Annotated in this window: 12 protein-coding genes; all 12 read left to right on the top strand. The window is 42.9% G+C overall.

Going from position 1 to position 13,683, the window contains the following annotated elements; translation table 11 throughout:
* Nucleotides 1–16 precede the first annotated feature (16 nt).
* On the top strand, nt 17–1,063 hold the full coding sequence (locus MHI53_RS14985) for an NAD(P)H-dependent glycerol-3-phosphate dehydrogenase (RefSeq protein WP_340371657.1): 1,047 nt from the start codon (nt 17–19) through the stop codon (nt 1,061–1,063).
* A gap of 383 nt (nt 1,064–1,446) precedes the next feature.
* Complete coding sequence (locus tag MHI53_RS14980) at nt 1,447–2,784, top strand: APC family permease (RefSeq protein WP_340371656.1); 1,338 nt, start codon at nt 1,447–1,449, stop codon at nt 2,782–2,784.
* Nucleotides 2,785–3,232: 448 nt separating this feature from the next.
* Entirely contained in the window at nt 3,233–5,338 is a 2,106-nt protein-coding gene (locus tag MHI53_RS14975) for a sigma 54-interacting transcriptional regulator (protein WP_061144296.1), read from the top strand.
* A 281-nt stretch (nt 5,339–5,619) separates the two neighbouring features.
* The gene (locus MHI53_RS14970; RefSeq protein WP_061144295.1) at nt 5,620–6,993 is read left to right on the top strand and encodes a putrescine aminotransferase; all 1,374 of its coding nucleotides are present in this window, start codon (nt 5,620–5,622) and stop codon (nt 6,991–6,993) included.
* Between the two features lie 345 nt (nt 6,994–7,338).
* Nucleotides 7,339–7,536, top strand: a complete 198-nt coding sequence (locus MHI53_RS14965) for a DUF2768 domain-containing protein (RefSeq protein WP_061144294.1) — start codon at nt 7,339–7,341, stop codon at nt 7,534–7,536.
* Between the two features lie 13 nt (nt 7,537–7,549).
* The gene (locus MHI53_RS14960) at nt 7,550–8,275 is read left to right on the top strand and encodes a hypothetical protein (RefSeq protein ID WP_340371655.1); all 726 of its coding nucleotides are present in this window, start codon (nt 7,550–7,552) and stop codon (nt 8,273–8,275) included.
* Nucleotides 8,276–8,506: 231 nt separating this feature from the next.
* Nucleotides 8,507–9,985 (top strand): stage IV sporulation protein A, encoded by a 1,479-nt coding sequence (gene spoIVA / locus MHI53_RS14955; protein WP_061144293.1) that lies wholly within the window; start codon nt 8,507–8,509, stop codon nt 9,983–9,985.
* Nucleotides 9,986–10,468: 483 nt separating this feature from the next.
* The gene (locus MHI53_RS14950; RefSeq protein WP_061144292.1) at nt 10,469–10,741 is read left to right on the top strand and encodes an HU family DNA-binding protein; all 273 of its coding nucleotides are present in this window, start codon (nt 10,469–10,471) and stop codon (nt 10,739–10,741) included.
* A 302-nt stretch (nt 10,742–11,043) separates the two neighbouring features.
* Nucleotides 11,044–11,610, top strand: a complete 567-nt coding sequence (folE, locus tag MHI53_RS14945; RefSeq protein WP_061144291.1) for a GTP cyclohydrolase I FolE — start codon at nt 11,044–11,046, stop codon at nt 11,608–11,610.
* Nucleotides 11,611–11,628: 18 nt separating this feature from the next.
* Nucleotides 11,629–11,877, top strand: a complete 249-nt coding sequence (mtrB, locus tag MHI53_RS14940) for a trp RNA-binding attenuation protein MtrB (protein WP_061144290.1) — start codon at nt 11,629–11,631, stop codon at nt 11,875–11,877.
* 244 nt (nt 11,878–12,121) lie between these two features.
* Nucleotides 12,122–12,952, top strand: a complete 831-nt coding sequence (locus MHI53_RS14935) for a heptaprenyl diphosphate synthase component 1 (protein WP_061144289.1) — start codon at nt 12,122–12,124, stop codon at nt 12,950–12,952.
* A 3-nt stretch (nt 12,953–12,955) separates the two neighbouring features.
* The gene (locus MHI53_RS14930; protein WP_061144288.1) at nt 12,956–13,666 is read left to right on the top strand and encodes a demethylmenaquinone methyltransferase; all 711 of its coding nucleotides are present in this window, start codon (nt 12,956–12,958) and stop codon (nt 13,664–13,666) included.
* Nucleotides 13,667–13,683 lie beyond the last annotated feature (17 nt).

The following is a 13,683-nucleotide window of genomic DNA, read 5'->3' as shown; positions in this document are numbered from 1 at the left end:
TAAAGGGAGTCATACAATGGTGAAAGCAAAAGAAAGCATCGCAGTCATTGGTGCAGGTAGCTGGGGCACTGCTTTAGCGATGGTATTAGCTGATAACCAGCATGAAGTGAGATTATGGGGACATAATCCGAAGCAAATTGAAGAAATAAACCAACATCATACGAATGAAAAATACTTGCCTGGGATTGAATTGCCTAAAGGGATTAAAGGCTATTCTTCCATCAAGGAAGCGTTGGTCGGAATTGAAATGATCATTTTGGCTGTGCCGACCAAAGCATACCGGGAAGTTCTTGGGCAGATCGAAGCGGCCCATGATAAACCATTGACAGTTGTGCATGTAAGTAAGGGGATCGAACCGGACTCCCTGCTGCGTATTTCTGAAATGATCGAAGAAGTCTCTTCTCCGGATTGGCTGAAGGATATCGTTGTTCTTTCGGGACCAAGCCATGCGGAAGAGGTCAGTCTCCGTCATCCAACGACAGTTGCCGTTTCTTCAAAAAATATGAAGGCGGCAGAAAAAGCTCAGGATCTTTTCATCAACAACAATTTCCGCGTTTATACGAATCCCGACTTGATTGGTGTTGAAATTGGCGGAGCCCTGAAGAACATCATTGCCTTGGCTTCAGGAATTACCGACGGGTTAGGCTATGGTGATAATGCAAAGGCTGCCTTAATGACCCGTGGTTTGGCAGAAATCTCCCGTTTAGGAGTGGCCATGGGTGCCAATCCACTTACTTTTTCAGGATTAGCTGGAATAGGTGATTTGATCGTCACTTGTACAAGCGTTCATTCCCGAAATTGGAGAGCAGGGAATATGCTTGGTAAAGGAAAGAAACTGGATGAAGTATTGGAAAGCATGGGAATGGTGGTCGAAGGGGTCAGAACCACTAAAGCCGCCTACCAGCTAGCCCGGAAATACGAAGTCAATATGCCGATTACTGAAGCCCTGTACCATGTTTTATTCAATGGAAAAGAAGTGAAAAGTGCAGTTGACCTTTTGATGAATCGTTCAAAAACGAATGAAATGGAAGAACTATACAACATTTTGGATAACAGGCAGTAGGATTTTCCCTTTTTTTGCTGCTTTCATAAAAGAATTTCAATTAATTAGGCATTCGATGATGCGTCTTGCCATGTATCAGCATACAATGCAACGAAAGTAAACTAGTAATTTGACCTCGGCACGGGGGATTTAGTCAAATGAGCAGAAGATATCTTAATATCTTCTGCTTTTTTTGTGGAAAAAAAACTTCCCTGAAAGTATGAAAAAATGAATAGGTTATTCAAGTTTGCATGAAACATTCTCTATATTTCCTTATTTTTTGTTAAATAGCGACTATTTTTTTTGGTATGAAAATTGCTGAGTGTAATATAACCAAGAAATTTTTTGAAATGAACGGAGAAGCTGGTCGATTTTTCTCGAAAAAAAGGGAAGGGGCATGATACATGCAAACAGGTAAACTGAAAAGGTCTTTAAACTTATGGCAAATCGTCTTGCTTGGTGTTGGGTACATGACGCCGATGGTCGTCTTTGATACATTCGGGATCGTTTCCGAATTAACGGGAGGACATGTGCCGACCGCTTATGTCATTGCTTTGGTGGCCATGCTGTTTACGGCAGCCAGCTATGGGAAAATGGTGAAAATTTATCCTCAGGCCGGGTCCTCCTATACGTATACACAAAAAACGATCAATCCGCATTTAGGTTTCCTTGTCGGATGGTCATCGATGCTTGATTACTTATTTTTACCGATGGTGAATGCGATTTTAACAAAAATATACTTAACGGCACTTTTTCCGGAAGTAGCCCCATGGATATGGGTGGTGGCATTTGTCTTGTTAATGACTGGAATTAACTTATTCAATGTAAATTTCGCTGCAAACTTCAATAGCTTCCTTGTTTTTTTTCAAATTCTCGTCATCATCATTTTCGTGGCACTTGTCATCAAGGGGGTCATGCATGGTGAAGGTACCGGAGACGTTTCCTCGCTTCAGCCGTTCATCGGACCTCATTTGGAAACGTCGACGCTCATAGCGGGTGCTACGATCCTTTGTTTTTCCTTCTTGGGGTTCGACGCTGTCACGACATTATCGGAAGAAACACCCAATCCAGCCAAAACGATTCCGCGGGCCATTTTTTTGACGGCTCTCATCGGAGGGGTTTTATTTGTGGCAGCTGCATTTTTCACCCAGCTATTCTTTCCCGATGTTTCCCGTTTCAATGATCCGGAAGCAGCTTCCCCGGAAATAGCACTTTTCGTAGGCGGGAAGCTATTCCAATCGATATTCCTTGCTGGCACACTATGCGGCACCCTTGCCTCCGGTCTTGCTTCACATGCCAGTGTATCAAGGTTGTTATATGTGATGGGGCGCGACCAGATGATTTCAAAAAAGCTTTTCGGATTTGTCCATCCAAAATACAATACGCCATTTTTTAATGTCATCTTTGTCGGAGCCATTTCGCTGGTTGCCTTATTCCTTGATCTGGTTACGGCTACATCGCTGATCAATTTCGGAGCGCTGATGGCTTTCACCTTCGTGAATATTTGCGTAATCGTCCATGCCATCAGGAACAAAAGTTTTCACACGGTCAAAGGATTTCTTGCCAATATGCTGCTCCCTATTATTGGCGGGGCATCGGTGTTCATCCTATGGCTTAATCTTGAAATGAGCTCCTTGATTCTGGGGACAGTCTGGGCAGGGATAGGGATCGTGTATCTTTCTTACCGGACGAAATGGTTTACGGAATCCCCTCCGTTATTCAGTTTTGAAGAGGCACAGTGAATCGACTTTCCTGATTAGGGAGGCAGCCGTTCCCATTTAAGACGTTCAGCAGCAGCGTTCATATCAATGTCCTATTCGTTTTTGGATCAAGAATTTGGTAAGCGGCTTCCGTGCATGCATGTAGAGGAAATGGTGTGGTCGCTTAAACCAAAAAAGGCGTACCAGGAAATTATTGGCCCTAGACGCAACGATTCAGTTTACTGATTATTATGACGATTGACCAGGTAGGGTGATAATGGCTGCAACAGGAATCTCCTTCTCCATATCATAGGGAGAGGAAGATTGAAAATGTCGTCCGTTTAGATGAAAAGGGCCAGCGGATGGCCCTTTTCTTATGGCTTGAATAGGCACAGGTGTAAGAGGTATCAAAAGTTATGGGTTATTTTTTATCTAGCAATTCAGAATTATGTTAAAATATAGACTAGGTTACTTTAAGGGGAGTGAAACTGTGTTATCCATTCCGGATGATAAAATTAGACCATTCATAACGATCACGATCGATCAGCCAGCACTTTCAGAGCAAAACATTCATGAGATACAGGAACCTTTCTTCTTTCTAATGAAGGATAATCAGGTGTTTGCCTATATCCGCATGGATGATTTGCCGTTAAATGAAAGAATAACAACAGTCGAACAGCTTTTACAGTATGCCTTATCGATTGATAATGTCTGTAAATTGCCTCCGAACATATCCTTGCCGCTACTGTTTCAAATTATTGGCGAACCAATCGTCCTGATCAAGACCGACGATGGCATGCTTACCGGTTATGTCAAAAGGGAAGATGTGTTAGCGGAATTATTCAAGCAGGACAGCAAACAAAACCTGGACCTGTTAAAGGTCATATTAACTTCTATTCCGATGGGGATCTTTGTCGCGGATAAAGAAAAAAATATCGTGAATTTCAATGAATCGGGCCTGAAAATGATCAAGAAGCCTGCTGAACAGGTTCTTAATGAACCAGCTGAGACCATCTTTAATAAAGAGCATATACATAGCGTGTTTGCAAGCGGGGGCAGTATTCTTAATCAGCTGGAAATCACTGATGTCATGAGTGTACTTGTCGATTATAGCCCGATTCTGAACCATGCTAAAGAAGTGGAAGGCCTGATCATCATCGTTCAGGATTTACCGATGGTTGAGGAAATGGCGATGGAAATAGAATTGATAAAAAGTTCAAATAAAGACTTGAATGCCATTTTAGCGAATATTTATGATGAAATCCTGGTCGTTAATCAAAAAGGGGAGCTGCTTCGTTATAGTGACAGCATCATTTCCGGTTTTTGGGGTAAGGATTTAAAGGATTATATCGGAAAGAATCTCTTGCAGTTGGAGGATGAAGGGATTTTCAATCCTTCTGTGACCCGTCTTGTCCTTGAACAAAAAAAGAAAGTATCGATTGTCCAAGATACGAAAATGAATAAAAAAGTCCTTTCCGTCGGAACGCCTGTATTCAATGAAAAAAGGGAAATCGAACGAATCGTGATTGCATCAAGGGATATTACCGAAACGACGCAATTGAAATCGGAATTGAATGAAATGAGAAAAGAATTGGATTCGTTCAAAAAGCAAGATCAATTTTATAAAGAGTTGATTTTTGCCAGTCCTAAAATGGAACAGATCATCAGCCAAATCAAGAAAATCGCTCATTTTTCCTCTACCGTTCTGATCAATGGGGAATCGGGGGTTGGGAAAGAAGTGATAGCCGAGGCCATTCATAAAATGGGGAGGCGGTCGAAGCAGCCCTTCCTGAAGATAAATTGCGGCGCAATACCGGAAAACCTTCTTGAAAGTGAATTGTTCGGTTATACGAAAGGGTCCTTTACCGGAGCGGATAAAAACGGGAAAGTCGGCTATTTTCAACAGGCCAATAAAGGCGTTTTGTTCCTTGATGAAGTGGGTGACATGCCGATCCATCTTCAGGTCAAGCTGCTGCGTGTCCTTCAGGAGCAGGAAGTGATTCCGATTGGAAGTACGACACCGATCCCGATCGATGTTCAAATCGTTGCTGCCACCAATAAAGGATTGGAAAAAATGGTCGAAATGGGAACGTTCCGTGAAGATTTGTTCTATCGGCTGAATGTCATTCCGATACATGTCCCGCCTTTAAGGGAAAGGCCAGAGGATATACCGCCGCTTGCCTTTCATTTTCTCCAAAAATTGAATGAAAGGTATCAACGGAACTACCACTTTTCCCCTGATGCCTTGAACATCCTGGAGGTGTATACATGGCCCGGTAATATCCGGGAATTGCAGAACATGATCGAGAGGTTGGTTGTTTCTGCTGATGAAGAGATGATCGATGCCGACTTCATCCAACGATTCATTCCTGTCGGGAGCGGTTTTAAACAAACGAAACCAATCATCACGCGAATCCTGCCTCTTCAGGAAGCGATGGATCACGTCGAGGAGCAACTGATCATGCTCGCCATGAAACAGTACAAAACGACGACGAAAGCGGCAAAAGCGCTAGGGATAAGTCAATCTTCCGTAAGCAGGAAGTATCAAAAGGTCCTGGCTGAACAAAGCAGGAAAATCGAAAAAAATGCCTATTAAATGAAAGCCATGGGACAAGCGATTTACAGTCGCTTGTCCCATGGCTTTTTCTTGAAGATGCAAATATACAGGCGATTATGCAAACCGAAATAGAGCTATGCATTTTCGCATAGTTTCGGAGGGGATTCTAACCTAAATGACGATATTCATAGGATTTTTAACTTGGCATGCTTCTTGCTTAATTATATATATATAAGCAAAAAGGGAGGTAAGCATTAACATCTCACCAGAAATATTTAAAATGATCCAACCACTACAGTTATCAAAAAGGAGATTATTACATGTCTATCAATGTTGAAAGCAAAAAAACTCAAGCTACCCAATCGGAAACTCAAGACTATATTAAAAAAGTGCTTCAATTAATCGAACAAAAGGAAATTTCAAAAGAGGATGCCCAATGGGTCACGAGGGAAACGGTCGAGAACTTCCGTAATCATGTAAACCCTGGGTTTTTGGAATATCGGAAGACGGTGACAAAAGACACGCAATTCGCCGCTGTTGAGTGGTCAGATCAGGATTCCTGCTTTACGGATGTAAATGGAAAGAAATATATTGATTGTTTAGGGGGCTTCGGGATTTATAATGTTGGTCACCGCAACCCTAAAGTCGTGAAAGCAGTCACGGATCAATTGCAAAGACAAGCCCTCCATAGCCAGGACTTACTTGACCCTTTGCGGGCAATGCTAGCCAAGATCCTTGCCGATATCACGCCGGGAGATCTTAAATACTCCTTCTTTACGAACAGCGGGACGGAGAGCGTGGAGGCTGCGCTTAAGCTTGCTAAAATGTATAGTGACCGCTTCACGATCATTTCCACGACGAAATCATTTCATGGCAAGAGCCTTGGTTCCCTTTCGGCCACAGCGAAGGGCATGTTCCGAAAACCATTCATCCCACTGATACCAGGTGTGCGCCATGTTCCGTTCGGTGATGTGGATATGATGAGAAAAACGTTTGAAAGTTGTGCTCTGGTCGGTGAAGATGTCGCTGCCGTGCTGTTGGAACCTATCCAAGGTGAAGGCGGGGTCATCCTGCCTCCGCAAGATTATTTAAAACAGGTTCGGGCATTGTGCGACGAATATGATGCATTATTGATATTGGATGAAGTCCAGACTGGTATGGGCCGAACTGGTAAAATGTTCGCTTCCGAGCTCTATGATGTTGTTCCGGATATTATTTGTTTGGCTAAGGCGTTTGGCGGCGGGGTGATGCCGGCTGGTGCAGTCGTTGCCAATGAAAAAGTGTTTAAAAGCTGGTTTGACAATCCATTCATGCACACGACGACGTTTGGCGGAAATCCACTCGCTTGCGCTGCGGCCATAGCTACGATCGACGTTCTTTTGGAAGAAAAATTACCGGAGCGTGCTGCAGAAGTGGGTGAATATTTCTTGAATGGTTTAAGGGAAGTGGCAAACGAGCACCAAGACAAGGTCTTGGAAATTCGCGGCCAAGGATTGATGATCGGTATTGAGTTCCATAAAGACGAAGTGGGCTATGAATTTTCAAAAGCCTTGTTTGATAAAGGAATTTTAGTGGCAGGTACGCTCATTAATTCCAAAACGATTAGGATTGAGCCATCATTGACGATTCAATTGGATGAAGTCGATACCGTTATCAATGCGTTTAAAGAAGTGCTGCCAACGCTTCAAGCTTAATTGGAATCTGCGCAAAAGACAGCCTTAGGGCCGTCCTCACATTGTAGACAAACTCGATGAAAAATCGAGTTTGTCTACTTTTTTTATGGCTTGAACAATGTGGACGTTGAACTCCGTCATTATTCAGTTTGAGTCTTCCACTAGTGCTGCTTGGTTTCAATTTTGGATACGCAATCAACTCATGAAAGGTCTCGGTTCAAGGTGATGGAACAAAGCGGGGAAAACCCGATTATTGATGGGATTCAAGCCGTTCAAGTGACAAATGCACAGTTTGGACAATGATTTAATTCCTTTAACGTAATTTGGTATGTTATAATAATTTCTGGAAAAAGGAGTGATAAATATATGACACCCGCTCTGCAAAAAATGTGGATATCCTTCATCGCCATGGGCTTTATGGTTATCTCGATATTTCTTATCTACTTAAGCCGGTATAAGTTAAAAGGCTTTTGGAGAGGCTTGACAGCAATCATCGCATACATACTTATGATACTAGCCGGCTTGATCATCATCGTCGTTGTTCTTAGCGGGCCAACCACTTGATAGGTGAGGAGAAATGATGAAGAATTTTTTCAAAATATTATGTTTATTAACCATCACTGTATCATTATCCGGCTGTTTATATCCGGAGAAGCAAAAAATGCAAAATCAGCTGCCTTATAAAGAGCAAATACAATCCGTCCAAAGTGCCGTCGATCAATTTCAAAAGGACGAAGGTGGCATATTGCCCATCGTTACGAAAGATGCCGAGACACCGATTTATCAAAAATATGTCATTAAATTTTCTAAGATTTCTCCCAGGTACATGGCAGAACCGCCGGATAACGCCTATGAATCTGGAGGTGTTTTTCAATATATCCTAGTCGATGTTGAAAAAAATCCGACTGTGAAATTGCTGGATGTCAGGATGGCCCAGAAGATTCAGGATGTTTCATTAAGATTGACAGCCTATCAGCAGAACAACGGATACCCGCCATTCAAGGAAAGGTTATCCGATGATGTCTTTACCCTCGATCATGAAAAGATGGGCCTGAAGGAAGCTCCCACGGTCACAAGTCCTTTTTCACAAAGGGATCTCCATCTAGTAGTGGATGGGCGAGGGAATATTTTTGTTGATTATACCCCTGATCTAATCGATGTTTTGAAGACAAACGAGGCGAAATTCAAACCGGGTGATGATATAAGGGAACTGCTTGTGCAAAGCTCGGAGTTCGTTCCAGCTTATTCATTGCCCTATACCATTGATGCAAAAACAAAAAATCCAATATTTCTTGAAAAATAGGCATAACCCTTCTTCTGCAAAATATATTGTAGGGGAAGGGTTATTTCTTTATCTTTAGTTCATCTTACTTATACAAATAACAACCCTTATATAAAATTTCTGGTGGAGGAAGGGATTGAACCAGGGAAATAATTGGAATAAATTTTTAGGACAACATCATAGATATATAGTGTCCTAATAAAAACAAATGGATAAACGAAATCCCAAAACGCTAATTCGGGAGGGGATACCTTGGAAAAGGTAGATATTTTTAAAGATATAGCTGAACGGACCGGCGGCGACATTTATTTAGGGGTGGTCGGTGCCGTCAGGACAGGGAAATCGACATTTATTAAAAAATTCATGGAGTTAGTCGTCATACCTAATATCCCGTCAGAAGCTGACCGTGCACGAGCACAGGATGAATTGCCGCAGAGTGCTGCCGGAAAAACGATCATGACGACAGAGCCTAAATTCGTACCGAATCAGGCAGCATCGATTTCGGTAGCCGAAGGTCTGGAAGTGAATATTCGTTTAGTGGATTGTGTCGGTTACACGATACCTGGAGCTAAAGGGTGTGAAGATGAAAATGGTCCGCGCATGATTCATACACCTTGGTATGAGGATCCGATCCCGTTCAATGAAGCGGCGGAAATAGGCACTCGTAAAGTGATTCAAGATCATTCCACCTTGGGTGTGGTCGTTACGACGGATGGTTCTATAGGAGAAATACCACGGAGTGATTATTTAGAGGCAGAGGAAAGGGTAGTCGAAGAATTGAAGGAGGTCGGCAAGCCGTTCATCATGATCGTCAACTCCGTCCAGCCCCACCATCCGAATACGGTGGCCTTAAAGGAATCCCTCCAGGAAAAGTATGATATCCCCGTCTTGGCCATGAGTGTCGAGGGAATGAGGGAATCGGATGTTTACAGTGTCCTCCGTGAAGCCCTCTATGAATTTCCTGTTCTTGAAGTCAATGTCAACCTCCCAAGCTGGGTAATGGTTTTGCGAGAGGATCATTGGTTAAGGGAAAGCTATCAGGAAGCGGTTAAAGAGACGGTGAAGGACATTAAACGCCTGAGGGATGTTGATCGGGTGGTCGGACATTTCAATGAATTCGATTTTATCGATCGTGCAGCCCTAGCAGGTATTGAGATGGGGCAGGGTGTTGCTGAAATCGACCTATATGCCCCAGATGAACTTTACGACGAAATCCTGAAGGAAATCGTCGGTGTGGAAATACGGGGCAAGGACCATCTATTATCTTTGATGCAGGACTTTGCCTATGCAAAAGCGGAATATGACCAGGTGGCTGATGCACTGAGGATGGTCAAACAAACGGGATATGGAGTCGCGGCTCCCTCCCTTAATGATATGAGCCTGGATGAACCGGAAATTATCCGTCAGGGAGCCAGGTTCGGTGTCAGGTTAAAAGCGGTGGCTCCTTCCATCCATATGATCAAGGTCGATGTCGAATCGGAATTCTCACCGATCATCGGGACGGAGAAGCAAAGTGAAGAATTGGTACGATACTTGATGCAGGATTTTGAAGACAATCCACTTTCCATTTGGAACTCTGATATTTTTGGCAGAAGCCTGAGTTCTTACGTTAGGGAAGGCATCCAGGTGAAATTGGCGATGATGCCGGACAATGCACGCTACAAATTGAAAGAGACTTTGGAAAGAATCATTAATGAGGGCAGCGGGGGCTTGATTGCCATCATTTTATAAAAACGTTGAAAAGCTGGACCAACTCCTTCATTGGATTGGTCTTTTTGCATGCAGCCCAGGCAGGAACAAACCTGCTGAAGTCCTTTTTTATTTCGCGTTTTTAGGAAAATCTTGAAAAAACCCCATGGTTAAGCGATTTTCAGTGAAATAATAAGTTTAATTTCTATAAAAACGGGAAATGATGAATAGCGAAAGACAAAATTTATAATATATACAATTATTAATGAAAAGATTCCCATTATTTTTTGAATTCCCTTGCTAAGCTTATAGGATTTGTGATAATCTACATACAGAAAACGCGTTGTAACAGCGATTTCGACCTATTTTTAATTTTTGGATGCATTATTTGGAAATTTGATCAGCTTGGTCATCCCCGGTTTACAGGGAATGAAAATGTTCGAAACGAAACTAATATCAAATCACTATTATAGTGTTGTAATAATGATTTTTTATAAAGATTCCTTTTGGGAGGAGGTGAATGGCATGAACAAAACAGAATTGATTAATGAAGTTGTTACAGCAACTGAAATTTCTAAGAAGGACGCTACAAAAGCTGTTGATGCTGTTTTTGATACAATCTTAGAAGCTCTAAAAACTGGTGATAAAGTCCAATTGATTGGTTTTGGTAACTTTGAAGTTCGTGAACGTGCGGCTCGTAAAGGACGCAACCCACAAACTGGTGACGAAATCGAAATTGCAGCTAGCAAAGTGCCAGCTTTCAAACCTGGTAAAGCACTGAAAGATGCAGTGAAGTAACTCTACCATTACATACGGGTGCTTAACCGAAAAGGGCCGCGTGCAAACGCGGTCCTTTTTTTGCTTCTTAATTTCCATCTGTGATAATATAAAAGACAGTGAATATTTTAGGAACGCTGTAGGCCAGAATGAAATAAACATACGGAAAATGCGGTTCTGACAAGCCTGTGCAGGAATGGTACAATATTGCAAGGGCTCCGGCTGCGTTAACGATGGGATTAAAGGATCTCAGGGTGTCGTTATTACCTTGAAATTTATTTGAATACATACTATTTTTTAAATTTTTTAGGAGGTACGGATAAATGGGTAATGTAGATCATGCCAAGATAGAGGAAGCGGTAAAGATGCTACTTGAGGCTGTAGGGGAAGACCCGACAAGAGAAGGGCTGCTTGATACACCAGGGCGTGTGGCAAGGATGTATGAAGAGATTTTTTCTGGACTTAATCAAGATCCAAAGGAATATTTCGATACCGTTTTCGGCGAGGACCATGAAGAACTCGTACTTGTAAAGGATATTCCGTTTTACTCGGTCTGTGAGCATCATTTAGTTCCTTTTTACGGTAAAGCGCATGTAGCTTACATTCCGAAAAACGGGAAAGTGACGGGCCTAAGCAAATTGGCGCGTGCGGTCGAGGCCGTATCGAAGCGTCCCCAGCTGCAGGAGCGCATCACCTCAACAGTGGCCGACTCGATAATGGAAAAACTTGAACCCCATGGTGTGATGGTGGTGGTCGAGGCCGAACATATGTGCATGACGATGCGCGGCGTCAAAAAACCAGGTTCCAAAACAGTCACCTCCGCTGTTAGGGGAACGTTCGCGAAAGATCATCGTACTAGGGCGGAAGTGTTGGCGTTCATTAAAGATTAAGGATAGGGGGGCAAAAAAATGAATGAGAAAAAGATCCTGAACGATTTTGTGGTAATTAAGGCCATTGAGGATAGTGTGAATGTGATCGGATTGACAAGGGGAACGGATACCAAGTTCCATCACTCGGAGAAGCTTGACTCAGGCGAGGTGATGATCGCGCAATTCACGGAGCATACCTCGGCAATCAAAATCAGGGGACATGCCAAAGTGTATACGCCATTCGGTGAGATAGAAAGTGATTCTAAAAAAAATTCTTTTGATAAATGATAGCCAGTCTAACATTGCATGAGACTGACTCCATTAACTGATAGGACGTTTAACAAGCTGGAAACTCCCGCATCCATTTTTTTGAAGAAGCTAAGCGGCCGCTTCCTTATTATTGGAAGTTTCTTTTTATAAACGTTGTCCATTTCATCTGATTGTTTTTATGGTATAATAATGTGTATTTTACACAGACAGAAACCAATATGCATGAAAAAAATATCTTTCAGGGATGCAAGGGTGGTCTCAATTGTTAAACATAACGGACGACAAAAGCCAATTAAAACGATTAATAGAAAAGAAAGCTCAACATCCATATTTATTGAAGTTTATACAAAAACCAAGCTTGGACGAAGATAAATTGCTATTGCTTTGGGGATTGTTTAACGACTTGGACGTTAAAAGCGAAAAAAGGGATCAATACATCACTTCGACCATGCTCGTGCAAATCGCCCTCGACACCCACGAAATCGTATCGAATTCGGTTGAGGGACCGGAATTGCCTGAAGTATTGAAAAACCGCCAATTACAGGTGCTTGCCGGTGACTACTACAGTGGTCTGTACTACCAGGTTCTTGCCAGTGTGGGGAATGTTGAGATGATCCGTATCCTTTCAAGCGCCATAAAAAAAATAAATGACAATAAAATCATCCTATATCAACAAAGGTCGATAAAGGATGTTCGATCACTTGTAACGACGATAAAAGCGATCGAGGCTTCGCTGATCCATAAACTCGCGGTTTATTATAAACAGCCTGCCTGGATCGATGTTTCGGAAGATTTCCTGCTTTTGAGCAGGCTTCATGCCGAGAAGGGGCATTACTTGAAGACCGGGCGATCGATCATATTCGATATCCTCCGGGAGATGCCTTCAGATGGTTCGAATGATCAGGAAGAACTCGCTCCACAAAAGGAACAGCAGGTCCGGTTCAGGTTCGAGAAATGCTTGGGGGATGCCAGGAAATCCTTGGAGCGTTCGATGCAAAAACTGATGAAAACGGATGATGAGCTAAGGGAACGAGTGAAGGTCCTCATGGAACAAACAGCAAGTATAGCAAATTCATATGTGAAAGAAGGGTGAAGCATGGAGCAGTCTAAAGAGCAAAAAGTTCATCATGTCTTTGAGAAGATATACGGAAACTATGACAAGATGAATTCCCTCATCAGCTTTAAGCAGCATCTTAAATGGCGGAAGGCTACCATGGCCATCATGAATGTCCCGAAAGGCGCCCACGCCCTTGACGTATGCTGCGGCACAGCGGACTGGACCATTGCCCTTGCTAATGAAGTAGGACCAGAAGGCAGTGTTGTCGGTCTGGATTTCAGTAAGAACATGCTTAAAATCGGTGAGCAAAAGGTGAAGGATCTCCATTTGGATCAAATTTCCCTGATGCAGGGGAATGCAATGGAGCTGCCTTTTGAGGATAATAGCTTTGATTACGTCACGATCGGGTTCGGGCTGCGGAATGTTCCTGACTACATGCAAGTGCTTAAAGAGTTAAATCGTGTCGCCAAACCGGGGGGGATGGTCGTTTGCCTTGATACCTCACAGCCAACCATGCTTGGCTTCAAGCAGGGGTATTATTTTTACTTCCGCTTCATCATGCCTGTGTTCGGTAAGTTATTCGCGAAAAGCTACAGCGAGTATTCTTGGCTGCAGGAATCTGCACGCGATTTCCCAGGCATGAAAAAGCTTGAAAGCATGTTCAAGCAGGCAGGAATGGAAAACGTCAGTTACAAGGCCCATTTCGGCGGTGTTGCAGCAACACATTTCGGGTACAAACCTTCAAAATAAGCATAATAGCAATGGAC

This window comes from Peribacillus sp. FSL E2-0218, from assembly GCF_037992945.1.
GTDB classification, from domain to species: domain Bacteria; phylum Bacillota; class Bacilli; order Bacillales; family DSM-1321; genus Peribacillus; species Peribacillus simplex_B.
This window is presented reverse-complemented; position numbering and strand designations above follow the sequence as displayed.

Bases quoted from the DNA above. Each gene is read 5' to 3' on its own strand.
- MHI53_RS14930 (WP_061144288.1), top strand. From the start codon at position 12,956: ATGGAGCAGTCTAAAGAGCAAAAAGTTCATCATGTCTTTGAGAAGATA.
- MHI53_RS14950 (WP_061144292.1), top strand. From the start codon at position 10,469: ATGAACAAAACAGAATTGATTAATGAAGTTGTTACAGCAACTGAAATT.
- mtrB (WP_061144290.1), top strand. From the start codon at position 11,629: ATGAATGAGAAAAAGATCCTGAACGATTTTGTGGTAATTAAGGCCATT.
- MHI53_RS14980 (WP_340371656.1), top strand. From the start codon at position 1,447: ATGCAAACAGGTAAACTGAAAAGGTCTTTAAACTTATGGCAAATCGTC.
- MHI53_RS14985 (WP_340371657.1), top strand. From the start codon at position 17: ATGGTGAAAGCAAAAGAAAGCATCGCAGTCATTGGTGCAGGTAGCTGG.
- MHI53_RS14970 (WP_061144295.1), top strand. From the start codon at position 5,620: ATGTCTATCAATGTTGAAAGCAAAAAAACTCAAGCTACCCAATCGGAA.
- MHI53_RS14960 (WP_340371655.1), top strand. From the start codon at position 7,550: ATGATGAAGAATTTTTTCAAAATATTATGTTTATTAACCATCACTGTA.
- MHI53_RS14965 (WP_061144294.1), top strand. From the start codon at position 7,339: ATGACACCCGCTCTGCAAAAAATGTGGATATCCTTCATCGCCATGGGC.
- folE (WP_061144291.1), top strand. From the start codon at position 11,044: ATGGGTAATGTAGATCATGCCAAGATAGAGGAAGCGGTAAAGATGCTA.